22 protein-coding genes are annotated in these 19,002 nt (G+C 52.1%); 17 read left to right on the forward strand and 5 right to left on the reverse strand.

Features of this window, described 5'->3' with window-relative positions; translation table 11 throughout:
• Positions 1 to 12: 12 nt before the first annotated feature.
• The 7 genes from C7A19_RS00600 to C7A19_RS00630 are packed head-to-tail and all read left to right on the forward strand — an operon-like array spanning position 13 to position 7,016.
• Complete coding sequence (locus tag C7A19_RS00600; RefSeq protein ID WP_116643869.1) at positions 13 to 747, forward strand: protein phosphatase CheZ; 735 nt, start codon at positions 13 to 15, stop codon at positions 745 to 747.
• A 9-nt stretch (positions 748 to 756) separates the two neighbouring features.
• On the forward strand, positions 757 to 3,009 hold the full coding sequence (locus C7A19_RS00605) for a chemotaxis protein CheA (RefSeq protein ID WP_077522295.1): 2,253 nt from the start codon (positions 757 to 759) through the stop codon (positions 3,007 to 3,009).
• A gap of 18 nt (positions 3,010 to 3,027) precedes the next feature.
• Entirely contained in the window at positions 3,028 to 4,164 is a 1,137-nt protein-coding gene (locus C7A19_RS00610; RefSeq protein WP_069363178.1) for a chemotaxis response regulator protein-glutamate methylesterase, read from the forward strand.
• Positions 4,165 to 4,174: 10 nt separating this feature from the next.
• Positions 4,175 to 4,957 (forward strand): ParA family protein, encoded by a 783-nt coding sequence (locus C7A19_RS00615; protein WP_069363177.1) that lies wholly within the window; start codon positions 4,175 to 4,177, stop codon positions 4,955 to 4,957.
• The gene (locus C7A19_RS00620) at positions 4,944 to 6,059 is read left to right on the forward strand and encodes a chemotaxis protein CheW (protein ID WP_116643870.1); all 1,116 of its coding nucleotides are present in this window, start codon (positions 4,944 to 4,946) and stop codon (positions 6,057 to 6,059) included. Before C7A19_RS00615 ends, C7A19_RS00620 begins: the two co-directional genes overlap by 14 nt.
• Before the next feature lie 34 nt (positions 6,060 to 6,093).
• Positions 6,094 to 6,582, forward strand: coding sequence for a chemotaxis protein CheW (locus tag C7A19_RS00625; RefSeq protein ID WP_077484663.1), 489 nt, complete (start codon positions 6,094 to 6,096; stop codon positions 6,580 to 6,582).
• Complete coding sequence (locus tag C7A19_RS00630; RefSeq protein WP_069360744.1) at positions 6,582 to 7,016, forward strand: DUF2802 domain-containing protein; 435 nt, start codon at positions 6,582 to 6,584, stop codon at positions 7,014 to 7,016. Before C7A19_RS00625 ends, C7A19_RS00630 begins: the two co-directional genes overlap by 1 nt.
• A gap of 13 nt (positions 7,017 to 7,029) precedes the next feature.
• Here C7A19_RS00630 and C7A19_RS00635 read toward each other — a convergent pair whose 3' ends face one another.
• Positions 7,030 to 7,326: an EscU/YscU/HrcU family type III secretion system export apparatus switch protein gene (locus tag C7A19_RS00635; protein WP_069360743.1), complete on the reverse strand. Its 297-nt coding sequence runs from the start codon at positions 7,324 to 7,326 to the stop codon at positions 7,030 to 7,032.
• Positions 7,327 to 7,328: 2 nt separating this feature from the next.
• Positions 7,329 to 8,138, reverse strand: coding sequence for a hypothetical protein (locus C7A19_RS00640; RefSeq protein ID WP_116643871.1), 810 nt, complete (start codon positions 8,136 to 8,138; stop codon positions 7,329 to 7,331).
• Positions 8,139 to 8,258: 120 nt separating this feature from the next.
• On the opposite strand from C7A19_RS00640, the gene ccmA reads away from it, so the two are divergent.
• The 10 genes from ccmA (at position 8,259) to C7A19_RS00690 (ending at position 16,109) form a co-directional block, all read left to right on the forward strand.
• Entirely contained in the window at positions 8,259 to 8,876 is a 618-nt protein-coding gene (gene ccmA / locus C7A19_RS00645; RefSeq protein WP_069360741.1) for a cytochrome c biogenesis heme-transporting ATPase CcmA, read from the forward strand.
• On the forward strand, positions 8,873 to 9,541 hold the full coding sequence (ccmB, locus tag C7A19_RS00650; protein WP_069360740.1) for a heme exporter protein CcmB: 669 nt from the start codon (positions 8,873 to 8,875) through the stop codon (positions 9,539 to 9,541). Before ccmA ends, ccmB begins: the two co-directional genes overlap by 4 nt.
• 28 nt (positions 9,542 to 9,569) lie before the next feature.
• Positions 9,570 to 10,307 (forward strand): heme ABC transporter permease, encoded by a 738-nt coding sequence (locus C7A19_RS00655; RefSeq protein WP_077673387.1) that lies wholly within the window; start codon positions 9,570 to 9,572, stop codon positions 10,305 to 10,307.
• Entirely contained in the window at positions 10,307 to 10,513 is a 207-nt protein-coding gene (gene ccmD, locus C7A19_RS00660) for a heme exporter protein CcmD (protein WP_069360738.1), read from the forward strand. The genes C7A19_RS00655 and ccmD overlap by 1 nt, the downstream gene beginning before the upstream one ends.
• Entirely contained in the window at positions 10,510 to 10,995 is a 486-nt protein-coding gene (gene ccmE, locus C7A19_RS00665) for a cytochrome c maturation protein CcmE (protein ID WP_069360737.1), read from the forward strand. Before ccmD ends, ccmE begins: the two co-directional genes overlap by 4 nt.
• Positions 10,992 to 12,956: a heme lyase CcmF/NrfE family subunit gene (locus tag C7A19_RS00670; protein ID WP_116643872.1), complete on the forward strand. Its 1,965-nt coding sequence runs from the start codon at positions 10,992 to 10,994 to the stop codon at positions 12,954 to 12,956. The genes ccmE and C7A19_RS00670 overlap by 4 nt, the downstream gene beginning before the upstream one ends.
• Entirely contained in the window at positions 12,953 to 13,504 is a 552-nt protein-coding gene (locus tag C7A19_RS00675) for a DsbE family thiol:disulfide interchange protein (RefSeq protein WP_069360735.1), read from the forward strand. Before C7A19_RS00670 ends, C7A19_RS00675 begins: the two co-directional genes overlap by 4 nt.
• Positions 13,501 to 14,067 carry a cytochrome c-type biogenesis protein gene (locus C7A19_RS00680; protein ID WP_077484673.1) on the forward strand — a complete coding sequence of 189 codons (567 nt, stop codon included), beginning with the start codon at positions 13,501 to 13,503 and terminating at the stop codon, positions 14,065 to 14,067. Before C7A19_RS00675 ends, C7A19_RS00680 begins: the two co-directional genes overlap by 4 nt.
• Entirely contained in the window at positions 14,064 to 15,275 is a 1,212-nt protein-coding gene (gene ccmI / locus C7A19_RS00685) for a c-type cytochrome biogenesis protein CcmI (RefSeq protein WP_069360733.1), read from the forward strand. The genes C7A19_RS00680 and ccmI overlap by 4 nt, the downstream gene beginning before the upstream one ends.
• Positions 15,276 to 15,350: 75 nt before the next feature.
• Positions 15,351 to 16,109 (forward strand): MlaA family lipoprotein, encoded by a 759-nt coding sequence (locus tag C7A19_RS00690; protein ID WP_116643873.1) that lies wholly within the window; start codon positions 15,351 to 15,353, stop codon positions 16,107 to 16,109.
• 84 nt (positions 16,110 to 16,193) lie between these two features.
• On the opposite strand, the gene C7A19_RS00695 is transcribed toward C7A19_RS00690, so the two are convergent.
• The 3 genes from C7A19_RS00695 to C7A19_RS00705 form a co-directional block, all read right to left on the reverse strand.
• Entirely contained in the window at positions 16,194 to 17,495 is a 1,302-nt protein-coding gene (locus tag C7A19_RS00695) for an outer membrane protein transport protein (protein ID WP_116643874.1), read from the reverse strand.
• A gap of 274 nt (positions 17,496 to 17,769) precedes the next feature.
• Positions 17,770 to 18,474, reverse strand: coding sequence for a DUF3379 family protein (locus tag C7A19_RS00700; RefSeq protein WP_116643875.1), 705 nt, complete (start codon positions 18,472 to 18,474; stop codon positions 17,770 to 17,772).
• A complete protein-coding gene (locus tag C7A19_RS00705) occupies positions 18,461 to 18,979 on the reverse strand; it encodes a sigma-70 family RNA polymerase sigma factor (RefSeq protein WP_235607575.1) in 519 nt (172 codons plus the stop codon). Before C7A19_RS00705 ends, C7A19_RS00700 begins: the two co-directional genes overlap by 14 nt.
• Positions 18,980 to 19,002 lie beyond the last annotated feature (23 nt).

A 19,002-nucleotide genomic window follows, 5' to 3' on the forward strand; every position in this document is an offset into this window, starting at 1 on the left:
GAAGGAACCGCCATGATCAATCTGGACCAAGCGAAACAATTGGTCGCGTATCTTGAAAACGGAGAGCAAGATAACGCTAATACGCTTCTTACCGAGATAGCGAAAGAAGCGCGTGACCCACTGTTTAATGAAGTGGGAAAGCTCACCCGCCAATTACATGACTCGATTACTGACTTTCGTTTGGATCCAAGAGTGAGTGATTTGGCCAACGTGGATATCCCTGACGCTCGCGACAGGCTCACGTATGTCATGCAGAAAACCGAATTGGCCGCCAACAAAACCATGGATTCGGTTGAACGAACCATGCCAATCGCGAGCGAGCTACAAGACAACTTGCAAGCCGTTCGCCCCAACTGGAACAGCCTGATGTGCGGTGAGATTGCCTTGGATGAGTTCAAGTCATTGTGCCACAACATTGACGAACTATTGACCCAAGTAGAAGGGGGCGCGACGGAATTGCACGCGCACCTGACTGAAATCCTCATGGCACAAGATTTTCAAGACTTAACCGGCCAAGTGATTCGGCGCGTGATTGAATTGGTGCAAGAAGTTGAGCAACAGCTGGTTGAAATACTGACGGCCTTTGGCATGGAGAGCGCTGCGATTGACGCAGCATCGGCGAAAAAAGTAGATGATACCACCGATAAGTCAGCCCCTGAGGGTCCTGTGATTCACCCTGAAGAGCGCGATGACGTGGTTCACAGCCAAGATGATGTTGACGATTTATTATCGAGTTTGGGTTTTTAGAGGTGCGCTATGAGCTTTGAGATGGATGAAGAAATCCTTCAGGACTTTTTGATTGAAGCGGGAGAGATCCTCGAGCAGATGTCTGAGCAGCTGGTCGATTTGGAGCGTGCCCCTGATGACGCAGACTTACTAAATAGTATTTTTCGCGGCTTCCACACCGTAAAAGGTGGCGCGGGCTTTCTTGGCTTAAATGCGTTGGTCGATACGTGCCACGGTGCTGAAAACGTCTTTGATAACTTGCGTAATCACGGACGTGAGTTGACATCGGATGTGATGGATACCATTTTGCAGGCACTGGATACCGTGAATGATCAATTCGCTGCGGTACAAAACCGCGAAGAGCCTGTGCCAGCCGATGGCGCCTTGCTCGAAGCTCTTCACCGCTATGCCAAGCCTGCCAGTGAAGATGAAGCGGCGGCAGAAGCGTCAGCCCCTGAACCCGATCCTGAGCCAGAACCGGCCCCTGAACCCGATCCCGAGCCAGAACCTGAGACGCCCGCCAGTGACGCAGCGAGTCAGGATGACGGTGCGATCAGTGGCGACTCCGTGGATGAGATCACCCAAGATGAATTCGACAAACTGCTCGATCAGCTCCATGGTGAGGGAAAAGCCCCCACAGCGTCTGACACCCAATCATCAGAAAAGCCTGAAGTGGTAGAAAGTACCGAGGCTGACAGCGGCGATATTACCGACGATGAGTTCGAAAAGCTGCTAGATGACTTGCACGGTGCAGGTAAAGGGCCTGCTGCCTCGCCAAGTGAGGGAGAGGAATCGGCCCCCGCGGCGTCTGATGCGTCAACGTCGGCCTCACAGTCAGGTAGTGATGAGCTGATTGATGATGACGAGTTCGAAAAGCTCTTGGATGATTTGCATGGTAAAGGCAAAGGGCCCGCCGCTGAAGCGGATAAAGCGAAAGCGGATGCCGACAAGGTAGATGCGCAAGCTAAGCCTGAGCCTAAACCTGAACCTGCCGCCCCAGCTAAAAAAGCGAGCAAGCCAGAACCAGCCAAAGAAAGCACACCGAAAAGTGCAGGCGCGGGCGGCAAAGCCCCTGCGGCGGCAGAAAAAGCGCCAGAGAAAAAGCCACCAGCCGCGCCTCAGCAAGAGCAAACCGTGCGAGTCAATACCTCCACGCTTGACGGCATTATGAATATGGTCGGTGAATTGGTGTTGGTGCGTAACCGCTTAGTGAGTCTGGGCCAAAGCAGTAACGATGAAAGTATGGCCAAAGCGGTCACCAACTTAGACGTGGTCACCGCCGACTTGCAAGGCGCGGTGATGAAAACGCGTATGCAGCCAATCAAAAAAGTATTTGGCCGCTTTCCCCGAGTGGTGCGTGATTTATCGCGTAGCTTGAAAAAAGAAATTGTCTTGGAAATGCAGGGCGAAGAAACCGATCTAGATAAAAACCTGGTCGAGGCCCTAGCGGATCCTATGGTCCACTTAGTACGTAACTCGGTGGATCACGGTATTGAAATGCCTGATGAACGCGAGAAAGCGGGCAAACCTCGAGTCGGTACTATCACCCTAAAAGCGTCGCAGGAAGGGGACCATATTCTCCTCACCATCGCTGATGATGGGGGAGGCATGGATGCTGAGAAGTTAAAGAGCATCGCGGTTGAGCGCGGTGTACTTGATGCAGAAGCGGCGGCACGCCTCACGAATAATGAAGCCTACAACCTGATTTTTGCGCCCGGGTTCTCGACCAAGACAGAAGTCTCTGATATCTCTGGCCGGGGTGTGGGGATGGATGTGGTTAAAACTGGCATCACCAAGCTCAACGGTTCCATTAATATCGACTCTGAGTTAGGTCGAGGGACAGTCCTGGAAATCAAGGTGCCATTGACGCTGGCGATATTGCCAACCTTGATGGTAGGCGTTGGTGAAAATCCGTTTGCCTTCCCGCTGTCGAATGTCAGTGAAATTATCAGCTTGGACATGTCCAAAACCAACACGGTGGATGGGCAGCTTACCTTGATTGTTCGAGACAAAGCCATCCCGATTTTCTTCTTGCAAGATTGGCTGTGCAGAAGCGCAACCGATATCGATAAAACCAAAGGCCACGTGGTGATCGTGCAAATCGCGCATCAACGCATTGCGTTTGTAGTAGACACCTTGTTTGGTCAAGAGGAAGTGGTCATCAAGCCGCTTGACGAACTACTTCAAGGAACACCCGGAATGGCAGGGGCCACCATCACCAGTGATGGCCATATTGCATTAATTCTGGATGTGCCCAACCTGTTGAAACACTACGCAGGTTAATTTGAGAAAAGGACGCCCATGGCAGTAAAAGTATTGGTGGTAGATGACTCCAGCTTCTTCCGTCGCCGCGTGAGTGAAATCATCAATGCCGATCCGAGAATGGAGGTCATTGATAGCGCGGTAAATGGTAAAGAGGCTGTAGAAAAAACCGCGCAACTGAAGCCAGATGTAGTCACTATGGATGTGGAGATGCCAGTACTCGATGGTATCTCGGCGGTGCGTCAAATCATGGCGCAAACGCCAACACCGATTCTAATGTTTTCATCGCTGACGCATGACGGGGCGAAAGCCACGTTGGATGCGCTTGAGGCCGGCGCGCTCGATTTTCTTCCTAAAAAGTTCGAGGATATTGCTCGTAACCGCGAAGAAGCGACCAGTTTACTGCAACAGCGTGTACTCGAAATTGCGCGTAAACGGCCGGTACTTCGACGCGCCACACGTCCAGCGTCCACTAGCGGTACTGGGCAAACAGCGTCGCCAGCGGGCGGTGTACGTACGCCCGCGCGCCCAGCGTCACGCCCCGCGGTGGGGACGAGTTCGTCGTCCAAGGCGCCAGCGCGATTTACCGCGACAGGGAAACGTTACCAAGTGATGGCAATTGGCACGTCGACTGGGGGGCCTGTTGCGCTGCAAAAAGTACTCACCAAATTGCCCGCTAACTTTCCGCTGCCGATTATTTTGATTCAACACATGCCGGCGACATTTACATCGGCATTTGCACAGCGCCTCAATGGGCTGAGCAAAATTACGGTCGTTGAAGCGAAAGATGGTGACACCCTCAAACCCGGGCACGCGTACTTGGCGCCAGGTGGGATGCAGATGATGATTGATGGCAGGCCGGGGGCCGCACGCCTAAAAATTTTAGATGGCGGCGAGCGAATGAATTACAAACCCTGTGTTGATGTGACCTTTGGCTCTGCCGCCAAAATATATGGCGATAAAGTCTTGTCCATGGTGTTAACGGGGATGGGAGCGGATGGCCGAGAAGGGGCGCGGATGCTAAAAAGCGCCGGTGCCACTATCTGGGCGCAAGATGAGGAAAGCTGCGTGGTTTATGGCATGCCGCAAGCCGTGGCGAAAGCGGGGATATCGTCGGAAGACTTACCGCTGGAGAGGATCGCTGAACGCATATTGGTTGAGCTAAATTTAAAATAAGGAGTGGGGCTTGATAGTCTGGAGTATCGCCAACCAAAAGGGCGGTGTTGGTAAGACAACCACCACGGTGACATTGGCAGGATTGATCAGTGAGCGTAAGAAACGTGTCCTGCTGGTGGATACGGATCCACACGCCTCGCTCTCGACCTATTTGAACTTTGATTCAGAGCAGTTACCCGCTAGCTTATTTGATTTGTTTCAATTACAGACCGTCAATAAAGAGACGGTGCAGCCACTTATCGTCAAAACGCAGTTTGAAAACATGGACTTAATTCCAGCGCATATGTCGCTGGCAACCCTGGACCGTGTAATGGGCAACCGGGGTGGCATGGGGCTGGTATTGAAAAAAGCGCTGGATGCGTTGGCCGATGATTATGACTATGTGTTGATCGACTGCCCACCGATTTTAGGCGTGATGATGGTCAATGCCCTAGCGGCCAGCCACCGTGTGCTGATCCCGGTTCAGACTGAGTTTTTGGCGATGAAAGGGTTAGAGCGTATGATGCGCACGTTACAGATCATGCAAAAGTCTCGTAGCGCTGACTTTAATCTTACTATCATTCCAACCATGTATGACAAGCGTACGCGGGCATCGTTGGAAACGCTGCAGGAGCTTAAAATTCGCTATAGCGACCAGGTCTGGGCATCAGCCGTGCCCATCGATACCAAGTTTCGGGATGCGAGCTTAAAGCATATGCCCGCGTCATTCTACGCGAAAAATTGCCGCGGTGTGTTTGCCTACAAAACTCTATTAACCTATTTGGAGCGACTGGAGCAGGATGAACAAGCATAACGCCCTATCCAGTGGTCAAGCGCTCGACGATTACTTTGAGGCTCTGCTGGATGATTTAGGCGAAGTGGCACAACCAAGCGAGCAGCTTGGCGAGCCTGAGCGCGATAAACCGCAGGTGTCGTCCGCATCGTATCTTGATGAGCAGGCGCCGCAGCTGCAGCCACAGCCTGTTATGGACGCGGAAACACCTGAGCCGGTCGCGTATGCTGAGCCGGAACGTGACTTGGCGGAAGTCGAGCGGTTGCTTGCGCAACTGAAAGTGGATGAAGAGGCGGAGCTGGAAGCGAAAACAGCCACTCAGACCCAAGAAGACGTAGGCCAAGAGACGGTCGAGCAGGTTGTTGATCCTGTTGTGGATCAAGCACAGGAGCCAACCACTGAAACCTATACCCTGGCAGATTGGGGCCTGGATGTTGAGGAGCAGGTTGAGGTAGACGAGGCGGTCCCAGAGGTAGAAACTCTTACCGAGACCGAGACCGAGACCGAGACCGAAGCGTACGTCGATGTCGCGGTAGAAGCAGAACAAGCTGTCCCCGAACTTGATACTGAGGCCTTTGAGGAGACGGTACAAGCAGAGCAGATTCACGACGAGGCTGAAGCCGACACGCAAGCCGGTGACGATTTGCCCCCCACTCAATGGGAAAATGCTGAAACCGAGGCTGAGTTTCAGGTATTATTCTTCGAGAGTATGGGGGTAACCTATGCGGTGCCTTTGGCCGAATTGGGCGGTATCCATCAGCTTGGCGAATGCAACCGTCTTATCGGTCGACCAGATTGGTATCTAGGATTACAGACAGAAAAGCAACAACAGCTTGATGTCGTCGATACAGCACGCTGGGTGATGCCAGAAAAACTGGCAGATAATCAGCACAGGGACGACTATAATTATATTGTGATTCTGGGCGATAGTAAGTGGGGACTGGCATGTGATCAATTGCTCGGTACCCAAGCGCTCAGTGGTAAAGCGATTCGCTGGCGAAAACAAGCGGGAAAGCGGCCTTGGCTCGCAGGCATGGTCAAAGAAAAAATGTGTGCTCTGATCCATGTTCAAGCATTTATTGCTATGTTAAATCAGGGGATTGACGCCAAGGCGATGGCGTAATAACTAGTTACACAGCGCGTAAAGAGGAAAATCAATGTCTCAGGTAGCTGAAATTCAAAAAGAAGGCGTCAATGACGAGGTGTTGCAGTGGGTTACTTTTCAGCTTGAAGAAGAGACCTACGGCATTAATGTGATGCAGGTGCGTGAAGTGCTGCGTTACACCGAAATTGCACCCGTTCCGGGCGCCCCTGACTATGTATTGGGTATCATTAACTTGCGTGGCAATGTCGTCACTGTGATTGATACGCGCTCGCGTTTTGGTTTGGCGTCAGCCGACGTCACTGACAACACGCGCGTGATAGTGATCGAAGCTGAGACGCAGGTGATCGGTATTATGGTCGATAGCGTCGCGGAAGTGGTGTATCTAAAAACATCGGAAATTGATACCACGCCAAGTGTGGGAACAGAAGAAAGCGCTAAGTTTATTCAAGGCGTCAGTAACCGCAATGGCGAACTGCTAATCTTGGTTGATCTCAACAAGCTGTTGACCGACGAAGAGTGGAATGAGATGGCCATGCTGTAATGATGGAGCTTGTGCTGACGTGGTCGCCCGTTGCTGTGACGGTGGTGTTTGCCATCGTTGCTTTATGGTGCCTTCGCGCAGAAAAGCGTGCCAGACAGCGGCTAGAGAATAAACTGCAAGCAATGGAAACCGTGCTCAAAAGTGCGCGCCAACGCCATGATAGCCTGGCGAAGCAATTCAATGAATTGCGGGCGGGTAGCATGGGGATGGGGCAGAAGCTCGCCGATTTATCTGCCAGTGTGGATGAGTTGTTAGAAAAGCATGTTGAGCTGGAAATGCAAGATTCGGAAAGCCGCCTCTATAGTCGAGCCAGTAAAATGGTTGATTTGGGTGCGGATGTCGACGAGTTAATGCAAGAGTGTGATCTTCCCAAAGCAGAGGCTGAATTGCTGCTTAATCTGCGTAAGCGACAAGCTGCCAACCAGCAGCGCTAACCGCTAAGCTATCCTACACCAACGTATCTATCGGTGTGTGTCCCTGCCAACCTGGTGGGGTCTTTCCCTCCAATACCCAAGCGTAAGCAATTAACTCGGCAATCACTCGATAGAGTTCAGGTGGGATCTCATCATCTTTATCCAGTCGCTCTAGCCAGGCGAGCAAATGGGCATCTTGATGAATCAGTGCACCTTGCTCACTCAAGGCCTCAATCAGCTCCAGCGCCAGTTGATCAGTGGCTTTCGCTTTGACTTTGGGGGCATGGTAGCCGTCATACCCAAGCGCGACCGCGCGTTTTTTATCTTTCATCGTTAAACCCTCATGGAAATGCCAGCGGCTGGCACGTCACCCTCAGACACGGGCCCGGTTTCGTCGATGTCTTCATTGATGTCGATATCCAAGGCAATCGCTTGATGGGTAAGCCGTTCATTGAGCCAATCAAGTGTTTGATGAATCCGTTGTTTAAGCCTAGCGGTCGGTGCGGTCAGTGTCAGTGACCTCTCTTCCTTTGATAGCGATAAATCTGCGCGGACAAACTGATGGCCGACAGGAAGGTAAAATCGAACTTGCCACTGCACCCTATCCGCCGAGGGAGACGCCGATTGTCCGGTTTGTTTGCGTGCTGTGACGCGAACGGGCGGATGCTGTGGATCAGAAAAGGGTAAAACCCATTGCCACTCGCCGGGGCGTGATGACTCAGCGACTCTTTGCTCGGCCATCAGTCTTAAGGCACCTGTCATATTATCCCCCTCTGACTGAGACGAAAGCCATTGCTTGAGCAATGTGGTAAGCAACTTATCGGCGGGGCGCTGCGCGAGCCATTGGGCAATGGTGTCTGAACGGGGTGCCTGTTGCTGACCGGAAGTGGGGAGCGTCCAAGCACTAAGCAGTGATTGCATCAACGTTTGCGTCGACGCGGGTTGTTGTCTCATGGTGGCAGTCAATGCAGGTAACAAATGTAACTGGGCTAACACATCGGTCAACCCCATGCTGGCCTTGGTATGTATCAGGGTAAATTGTGCCTGCAACAGCGCACGTCCATCGATTGGTGACGAGGACTGTGAGGCTAAGCCAGTCGGTTTTATCACCAGTTGTTGTGGATTCGTTGGGGCAATCTTCATGGTTTCTCACAATTATTTACGCGAGTCACACTTTGCAACCCTGTGGTAACTAACAGTCATTTTGACCATTGTGGTACTATGCGTCCACTTTTGTAACACAAGCAGGATGCAACATTTGTCATGTTGGAAGTGAAACAGCTTTGCTGTGTTCGTGATGACCGAGTGTTGTTTGATGCGCTGACATTCTCTCTGTCTCCCGGTGATCTTGTTCAGGTAGAAGGCCCAAACGGAGCAGGCAAAACCACGTTATTGCGAATTATCGCGGGTCTAGGGCTCGCGGACAGTGGCGAGGTCTGTTGGCAGCAGCAGGCGATCACCCAACAACGCGACGCCTTTTATCGCGATCTCCTATTTTTAGGCCACACCACAGGGGTTAAGCGCGAGCTTACTGCCTTCGAAAACCTGGCTTACTATCTGCAAATGCATGGGCGGTGTGATCATGATGCCATTTGGCAAGCGCTTGCCAAGGTCGGTTTGGCGGGGCGAGAGGATATTCCTGCGGGGCAGCTATCTGCGGGACAAAATCGGCGCGTTGCCCTTGCGCGACTTTGGTTAAGTGATCGGCGATTGTGGATTCTCGATGAGCCGCTGACGGCGATTGATAAACAAGGGGTAAAGGTGCTTGAAGCTGTGTTTGAGCGGCATGTGCAACAAGGCGGGATGGTGCTATTTACCACTCACCAAGATATGTTTGTGGATCACCCGCTATTACGTCGTATTCAGTTGGGGGCGCAATGATCAAAGCAATGTGGTTGATTGTTCGCCGAGAGCTAAAAGTCGCTTTTCGCCAGCCGGCTGATAGCCTGAATCCTTTGTGGTTTTTTATTATTGTGATCACCTTGTTTCCGCTCGGTGTCGGGCCAGGTCCCCAGTTATTGCAGACCATCGCCCCCGGCATTATTTGGGTCGCGGCGTTACTCTCTGCGCTGCTGTCATTGGAGCGTTTGTTCCGGGACGATTACCTGGATGGGTCACTTGAGCAAATGATGCTGATGCCCGTCCCCTTACCACTGTTAGTGATCGCGAAAGTCATCGCACACTGGTTACTGACCGGTTTGCCTTTATTGTTAGTCAGCCCGGTGTTGGCGTTATTACTGTCACTCGATGCCACCCAGTATCAAGCGGTGGTCATGACTTTATTGTTGGGTACCCCAACATTAAGTTTTGTCGGTGCGATTGGGGTTGCTCTGACAGTAGGGCTGCGGAAGGGAGGCGTTCTTCTGAGCTTGCTGATCCTCCCGCTTTATATTCCTGTACTGATTTTTGCCACCTCAGCGATTGATATGGCGGGATTCGGTGCAGACATCAATGGACAGCTGGCGATCCTTGGTGCCATGTTGGCTGGGTCCGTCACCTTGGCCCCCTTTGCTATCGCCGCCGCGTTGCGTGTGAGCGTGAACTAATAATTAATCAGGAAGTAGAGCAATTGTCATGTGGAAGTGGCTTCACCCTTACGCAAAGCCGGAAGTGAGCTACCGGCTGTGTGGAAAACTCCTCCCTTGGTTTGCTGTGTTAGCAGGCCTGAGCTTGGTGGTGGGCATGGTTTGGGGCTTAGCCTTCGCGCCAGCAGACTACCAACAAGGCGATAGTTTTCGCATTATCTATATTCATGTCCCCGCCGCCATTTGGTCGATGGGCGCCTATATGTCGATGGCGATCGCGGCATTTATTGGCCGTGTTTGGCAGTTAAAGATGGCCGATTGGGCGGTGGGAGCGATCGCGCCGGTCGGTGCGGTGTTTACCTTTATTGCCCTAGTGACAGGCGCGATTTGGGGTAAGCCGATGTGGGGCGCTTGGTGGGTGTGGGATGCACGCCTCACCTCTGAGTTAATTCTATTGTTCCTCTATATTGGCGTCATGGCTTTGTATAACGCGTTTGACGATGCGCGCACGGCCTCACAAGCCGCGGGGATCTTAGCGATGGTGGGCGTGATTAACCTGCCTATCATCCATTTCTCTGTTGAGTGGTGGAACACCTTGCATCAAGGCGCCACTATCACCAAATTCGCTCGCCCTTCAATCGATCCTGGCATGCTTTGGCCCCTACTGGCGTGCTTACTCGGCTTTGCCTGCTTTTTTGTCGCCTTGACCTTGATGGGACTGCGAAATCAAATTCTCTTAAGAGAGTCTCATCGGCCTTGGGTGCGCGCTTTGGTGGAGGGTAACTAATGCATTTTGAGAGTTTTAGTGCGTTTTTAGCGATGGGAGGCTATGCCGCCTATGTATGGAGCGCATTCGGTATCACCGCGGCGGCCATGTTGGCCCTCATTATGGGTTACCGGCGTACACATAAAAAACGCCTGCAAGCGGTCAAACAACAAATCGCCCGTGAGCAGCGAATAAAAGATGCACAAGCACTGGAGAACACATTATGACGCCTCGACGCAAAAAACGGTTGTGGATCACTTTAGCGTTGCTAATTGGTGTCTCGACCACTATCGGCCTGGTCTTGTATGCCTTAAACCAAAATATGGATTTGTTCTACACACCGACTGAAATCGTGCAAGGTAAGCCGGATGGCAGCAAGCCGGAAGTCGGTCAGCGCCTGCGCATTGGCGGCATGGTGGTGGAAGGCTCGGTGAAACGCGACCAAGAGTCGTTGCTTATTCAGTTTGACGTCGCTGATGTGGGCCCAGCGGTCACCGTGACCTACGAGGGCATCTTACCGGACCTTTTTCGCGAGGGGCAAGGTATTGTGGCTCAGGGGGTATTGGTTGACTCACGCACGGTAAAAGCCAGTGAGGTACTGGCTAAGCATGATGAAGAGTATATGCCGCCCGAAATTGCCGAGGCGATGGAAAAGAATCATCAGCCGCTTGAATACACAGAGGAGCAAAAACAAGGTAGTCAGTTATGATTGTTGAGCTCGGGCATTATGCGTTAATCCTGGCGTTGGGATTAGCGCTGTTATTGAGTTTTTATCCGCTTTATGGTGCCAATCAGGGCCATGAAGGAATGATGAAAATGGCGCGTCCTCTTTCTTTAGGGATGTTTGCCATGCTGCTGTTTTCTTTTATTGCGTTAAGTTGGGCGTTTTATACCAATGACTTTACGGTGGCCTATGTCGCCAGTAATTCTAACAGTGCCTTGCCTTGGTACTATCGCTTAACCGCAGTTTGGGGGGCACACGAGGGCTCACTGTTACTGTGGGTACTGATTCAGGCGCTTTGGACCGTGGCGGTGGCGGTATTTAGCCGTGGTATGCCGTTATCGTCAGTCGCGCGTGTGCTCGCCGTGATGGGCATGATATCGGTCGGCTTCTTGTTGTTTATTATCCTGACTTCGAACCCGTTTGACCGCACTCTGCCATACTTCCCTGTTGATGGCCGTGACTTGAACCCATTGTTGCAAGATCCTGGGCTCATTGTGCATCCACCTATTTTGTACATGGGGTATGTAGGTTTTTCGGTCGCCTTTGCTTTCGCCATTGGCTCATTGCTCGCGGGACGTTTAGATACCGCGTGGGCGCGTTGGTCGCGTCCTTGGACCACGGCTGCATGGCTTTTCTTAACCTTAGGCATTGCGCTCGGCTCTTGGTGGGCCTATTACGAGCTTGGCTGGGGCGGCTGGTGGTTCTGGGATCCGGTCGAAAACGCCTCATTTATGCCTTGGCTGGCGGGAACCGCTTTGATGCACTCTTTAGCGGTGACAGAAAAGCGTGGCACCTTTAAAGCGTGGACGGTACTACTCGCCATTTCTGCGTTCTCTCTTAGCTTATTAGGGACATTCTTGGTGCGCTCCGGGGTGCTGGTATCGGTGCATTCGTTCGCCTCCGATCCGGCGCGTGGCCTGTTCATTCTTGGCTTTCTTGTGGTGGTGATTGGTGGCTCACTATTGCTCTACGCACTGCGTGCCTCCGAGATCAAAGGGCGAACCAAAGTGTCGTTCATTTCTCGTGAGAACGCCTTGTTGGTCAACAATACCTTGTTGATGACCGCGCTTGTGATTGTCTTGATTGGTACCTTATTGCCGCTTGTGCACAAGCAGTTGGGCCTTGGCTCAGTGTCGATTGGCGAGCCCTTCTTTAACTTCCTATTTGCGTGGCTGATGCTACCGTTTGCCTTTTTCCTCGGCATTGGACCTTTGATTCGCTGGAAGCGCGACAAGCTGTCAACCTTAGCCAAACCGATGCTGGTGAGTGGGATTGCGGCTGTTACTCTAGGCGTCGGTGCCATCGCAATCTTAGCGGACAGTTTCAAAGCGATGGCGGCAATGGGCGTAACCATGGCGCTGTGGATCACCTTCCTGCATGGCTATGAGCTTCATTTGCGTGCCACCCACCGTCATCCATTCCGCGTGGGAATAAAGAAGCTGGGACGCAGCCATTGGGCCATGGTGCTGGGTCATATCGGCCTTGCGATCACCATTATCGGGGTGGCAATGGTTGAGAATTATGACATTGAGCGTGATGTCAAAATGGCGCCGGGCAGCAGTGTGACTTTGCAAGGGTATACCTTTGAGTTTACCGACTTATCAGACAAGCAAGGGCCCAACTACCAAGGTTACGTGGCCTCGTTTGATGTATACCGTGGTGATACCTTTATCAACCATTTGGATGCCGAAAAGCGGTTCTATTCCGTGCAGCGCTCGATGATGACAGAAGCCACGATTGATCGCGGCTTTACCCGTGATCTCTATATTGCCATGGGTGAAGAGCTGCCTGATGGCTCATGGGCAATGCGACTTTACTACAAACCTTTTGTGCGCTGGATTTGGTTCGGTGCCATTGTCATGGCATTGGGTGGTGCGTTAGCGATCAGCGATAAGCGCTACCGGTTTCGTCGCAAGCAGGCACCCAAGCAGGAGGCCAGCGTATGAAGAAGTTACTTTGGTTTCTGCCACTATTGGCGTTTGCGGCACTGGCGGGCTTTTTTGTCGCTCAACTCGACAACAACGCCAAAGGGGATGATCCGACCAAGTTAGAGTCAGTATTAGTGGGCAAGCCTGTGCCCGCTTTTCACCTTGAGGATCTACAAACCCCGAGCAAGGAGTATGACCAAGCCATTTTCACCGGCGAGCCACTGCTGCTGAACGTATGGGCCACCTGGTGTCCGACCTGCTATGCAGAGCACCAGTTTTTGAACAAACTGGCGGCACAAGGGGTGAAAATCATCGGACTCAATTACAAAGATGATCGGCAAAAAGCAATCAAATGGTTAAACAACCTGGGTAACCCTTATCAGATTAGTTTGTATGATGGCGATGGGATGTTAGGGCTGGATCTCGGTGTCTATGGCGCACCGGAAACCTTTTTGATTGATGCCAACGGCGTGATTCAGTACCGACACGTGGGTGATGTGAATGCACGTAATTGGCAAGAGACCCTCAAGCCAAAATTTGATGCATTAAAGGGGGCTGACAAATGAAGCGACTGATCCTGCTTGGCGCGTTGTGGCTAACCGCAAGCTTGGCATTTGCCAACGCGATTGACGTGTATAAGTTCGACTCTGCCGAGCAAGAAGCCCGTTTTCGCGCCCTGACCAGTGAGTTGCGTTGCCCCAAGTGTCAAAATAACAGCATTGCCGACTCCAACGCGGAGCTTGCGCAGGATTTACGCCAAAAAGTGCACCAAATGCTGCAGCAAGGGCGGACGGATGAGGAAATTCGCAGCTTTATGGTCGCGCGTTACGGTAACTTTGTAACGTACAACCCGCCTGTCACCGCATCAACTCTCATTTTGTGGCTTGCGCCGGCGTTGGTGCTGATTTCTGGCGTGGGGGTGGTGATAGTGCGCAGCCGACGCGCTAAGCAGACCGTTAATCACGCCCTGAGCGATGAAGAACAGCAACGACTCGATGCGCTGTTGTCATCGCCAGAACAAACCGATGCGTCGTCAAACGGCTCGTCAGCGACGAGCATCGATGAACAAGCGGAACAACCGGCGTCATCTGAGCATGCGTCAACCCAGCAAGATAAGGAGCCAAAATGATTGAGTTTTGGGGCGCGACCTTGGTGTTTTTTGTCCTTGGCGCAGTGATGTTTTTGTGGCCCCTTTGGCAAAAAAGTGAGCACGATCATCAAGGTAGCCGTGATGCACTCAACAAAGCCTTTTACTTTGATCGTGTAGAAGAAATTGAAGCGGAAAGTGCCGAAGGCTTAATCGATAATACGCGTGATTTGAGGCAGGATCTGCAGCAATCATTGCTGGATGATATCCCGGAAAAAGAGAAAGCCAAGCAAGCGCGTCATTTGCGTCTGACCCCGATGCAGTGGGTGCCAGGTTTGGTTGTGTTAGCCGTGGTCAGCTTTGGCTTGTATGGCATTGAGGGCAGTGCCAATCAAGTGGCGCAATGGCAGCAAACCGCCAAACAGTTGCCTGAGCTATCAAAGCGGCTACTCGAGGGTGAGAAGCCATTAACCAAACAAGAGATGCAAGATCTTACCTTGGCGTTGCGGACCCGGTTGCAGCATGAGCCGCAAGACAGCACCGGTTGGTTGTTGCTGGGACGAATTGGGCTAGCAAACCGAGACGGAGAGACCGCAAAAGGGGCGATGGAGAAAGCCTATGCCTTGGCACCTTCACAGCCTGATATTCAAGTTGGGCTGGCGCAAGCCTTGTTGTTTGCCGGTGATGAAGCAGACAGTGCCCGGGCGCAGAATTTATTAAAATCTGTGGTGAAAGCGGATCCCTTTAATCTACAGGCGATGTCTTTGCTCGCTTATCAAGCGTTCGAGCAAGGGCGATATCAAGACGCTATTGCCACGTGGAAGGCGATGAAAACCTTGATAGGCAGTGACGATCCGCGTAATCAAACGTTAGATCAGTCGATTGCGCGCGCAAACCTAGCCCTTAACAGCGCCGATGGCGCGAAAGTCGCGGTAACAGTGGTATTGGATCAGCAAGTGCAGTTACCCGAGGATGGTGTGGTGATTATTTCCGCGCATGCCTCGGCCGACTCACCGATGCCAATCGCGGCTAAGCGCCTACCGTTATCTAAGTTTCCCTTATCTGTGGACTTGGCAGACACTGACAGCTTGAATCCTAACCAGGCGTTATCCTCGCACGATAAGGTAGTGATTCGGGCGCGGATTGACCAAGATGGCGACGTGGGCACCAAAGAAGGTGACTGGGTCGGGCAAAGTGATGCGGTGCGTCTAGGCAGCCACGCAGAACTGGTTATCGACAAACAGCAATAACCAAGACAAAATAGTTATCATTGTTAACAAGGCTGGGCATTCCCAGCCTTTCATTGTATAGAGGAATCCCATTTGATGTGGAAACGTCTGTGTTTGATGGTGGCGGTACTCGGCCTGCTAACCGGTTGTGTATCACGTCCGCCAGGTGCCGAGCCGCACCCAGAAGACCCGTTAGAAGGCTTTAACCGTGCGATGTGGACGGTCAACTACGACTATCTGGATCCCTATGTGGCGCGTCCTGTTTCAATCGCTTATGTTGATTACGTGCCAAGCCCCGTGCGCACTGGGATTTCTAATTTTTTGGGCAACCTCGAAGAGCCCGCCAGCATGTTGAATAGTTTGATCATGTTGGAAGGCGAGAAAGCCGCGACCCATTTTAACCGCTTTTGGATCAACACCTTGTTTGGGTTAGGGGGCTTGATTGACATCGCGTCAGCGGCTGATATTCAAAAATATGATCAGCGCGAATTTGGTGATGCCATCGGTCACTATGATGTGGGCACGGGCGCGTATATTATGCTGCCTGGTTATGGGCCTACCTCAGTGCGAGAAGGCGCGGGCGAAGTCGTTGATGGCCTGTACCCGCCGCTGGCGTTACTTACCCTGCCGCAGTCGGTTTTAAAATGGATGTTTGATGGGATGGAGTCGCGCGCCGCGTTAGTGTCTCAGGAGTCGCAACTGGACAACTCGCCAGACCCTTATGCGTTTGCCCGCGACGCTTACCTGCAAAATCGCCGTTATCGAGCCAAAGGGGACGAGGCATTGGAGCAACAACCCGCTTTGGATGATGAGTTTCTCGATGACTTTATCGATGATATCGATGCCGTCCCGTAAATCAGCGTAAGCGGGTCGGGTAAAACGCGATAAAAAAACACCACGGCCAAAGTCGTGGTGTGTTTGTTAGACAAGGCGTGATGCTTAGAAACGATAGCTGGCTTGTACGCCGACTAACCACACATTACCTGTGGTTTCACCTTCAAAACTTCCAAAAGCCTTAGCAGCTGCATCTTCAGACGGCGAGTCAATTCCGTCACGCGGCTCTTTCACCTGAGCATCTTTGGCAAACACATAGGTAAAAGCCGCATCTAGGGTGAGTTTGGGGGTTACCTCATAGCCGGCACCCACGCTTAACCAGGTACGGTCAGTTTCTGGAATGGTTAGGGTACGGTTTTTATCGCTCACTGCCGACGTATCGTAGGCAACGCCTGAGCGCAACGTCAGTTTTTGATCCCACTGATACGTGGTGCCGATGGCAAAGCGATAGTTATCTTCCCAGTTTTCCACTTTCACTTCTTGAGCGCCATTGAGGTATGGGATATCGGCTTCTAACTTGTCAAAGCTGCTCCATTCGGTCCAGTTGATGCTGGTGTGTACCGCCCACTGCTCAGTGAGTTGATGCAGGGATGATAGCTCAGCCGTCGCGGGTAGAGTGAGATCCATGCTTCCGCCATAGGTCGACTTTGTTGGTTGCTTCAGTATCTTTCCTGCAACTTGATCAAAGCTTTTTCCTTCCGCGTGACCGTCAAGTGTTAGGTCAACTTCGGAGCGATAGCTAATGCCGATACGGTGCTTGTCATTGATGTCGTACACGGCCCCCAATTGCCAACCCCAAGCACGGTCGTCGCCTTCCATATATTTTAACGTAGAGTTATCTGCATTAGGTGCGGAAGCACCAATGCTTCCTTCTCCCAGCACATAACGGATACCGGCGCCAATACGCAACTGGTCGGTGGCTTTCCAGGCAAGGTTTGGGTTGATTTCAAAAGTAGTGACTGCCGCTTCGTTACCAAACTGGGTGCCGGTAAAGTCGTTGCCTAAATCGGTTTCCATGCCAAAGTTGGTGGCCAGCGCGATGCCCGCGGTCAAGCGGTCGTCGAGTTGATGCGAAAAGTAAAAGTTAGGGATCACGGCATCATGGGCAACATCATCGGTTGACGTTGCAGTCTTTTTACCATTCGAGGTGTTTGTCCCATCAATATCAACGTTAGGGTTCACGTAGATGCCACCGGCTGATACTTGCGTATCGGCAAGGTAGCTTAATAGCGCAGGGTTGCGAAATTGCGCACTGGCGTTATCCGCCATGGCCGCTTCCCCTGCGAAAGCGCGGCCAAGGCCGGTCGCTGAGGTTTCTGCGAGCTGAAAACCGGCACTGTGTGCGGTGGTGGAAAGAGAGCCGAGCGCGGTGGCGACGGCAAGATAAACGATCTTATTATTTTTCATCTGCTTACTTGTTCGCTGTATAAAGGGAGGCCTAGAGTAAAAGCTCGCGTGCGTAAATCAATTTATCGCTACGATAAAGGGTAAAAACAAAATAATGAAACAATAAAAATAGCATTATTAGTATTTTTATCTATAGGATTGGCGAGCATTTAAGCGACGAAGGATGAATTCAGCGAACACCTGTTACACATTACCAGGCGAAAAGTCATTGGTACGGAAGGAAAAATCGCAGCGCGCGCCCTCTCTGTCTACCGAGAGGGCGCACAATGAGTGGCTAGATCGCTTGGGGCGTGAGTTGCTGTTGCAGTTGCTCGGCAATGGGGGCGGCGGGGCTTTTCGCCTCACCGACCACAATCACGCTCGCCGATTGCACGGGGCGGCTGACGGCTTGCATTTTTCCGTCACTTTTCTGCGCGGGCGCCTGACTGGCTGACGGGACCACAAACACTGTATATGCTTGACCATCACTCTCCATGACCATGTGCAACGCATGTTGACCCCCAAAACTACAATGGTTGATGTAAGTGACCTCGCCCGGGAGCGCATTAAAAGCTTTGCCAAACGGCTGTAGTTTGGCATTGACTTGCTCAATGGTTGCCCCTTCGTTAATGCCTTCTATAAAGGCATGTTCGTGATAATAGTGCGCTAATGCCGTTTGATTAAGGTCGAGCGTGGCACTGCCCCAGTTAAACTGACCAAGTGCAATACCAAACACAAAGGCAATCGAGGCGGCAATGGCGAGATGCCAGCGTGGGCGTTTGACTCCTTGTTCCACATCGGTGGTTTGCGAAAACAAAATTTTATCGGGCAAATCCTCCGGTACCTCCACGCGAAGCGCCTGGTCGATTTTGCTGTCCAACTCGGCGATATCGTCCGCATAGCCTTGGTGACGTTCAGACTCGGCCTTGGCGGCTTGCAACTCAGGATCGGTATCATAAGGGTCTGCAAGTAGGCGGCGGCGAAATTCAAGATCGTCCATACTGTTGGCCTCCTGAAGTTGCGGTGGTGTCCAGTGCTTCTTTAAGTTGAGCGCGAGCGCGAAAGAGGCGAGTCATCACCGTGTTTTTGTTTAAGTCCAAGATTTGGGCGATTTCGTCGCCACTAAAGCCGGCAATCACCTGTAAGACCAAGGGCTCACGATATTCCGGTGATAACGCGGCAATTTGTCGGTGTAGCCAGCGCTGCTCCATGGACGCTTCTTCGCTGGGGCGGGTTTTGTCTTCTAGTTCGCCATCGTCAACGTCCACATGGTCAAACTGCTTCCGTTCGAAGCGTCTTGCATTCTCTCTGCGCAAAATGGTGATGAGCCAGGCTTTGGCTGCCTTGTCATCTTGCAAGCTGTCTAACGAGCGCCAAGCGCGTAAGCAGGTTTCTTGCACCAAATCTTCCGCGATATGCGGATCTTTTGCTAACCAGTAGGCATAGCGGTAGAGGTCACGGTGCCATGCGCGCACCAATGCCTCGTATCGTGCTTGTCGGGTCATACCGGATGAGCCTTTGTCCATGG

The organism is Salinivibrio sp. HTSP, from assembly GCF_003390965.1.
GTDB lineage: Bacteria > Pseudomonadota > Gammaproteobacteria > Enterobacterales > Vibrionaceae > Salinivibrio > Salinivibrio kushneri.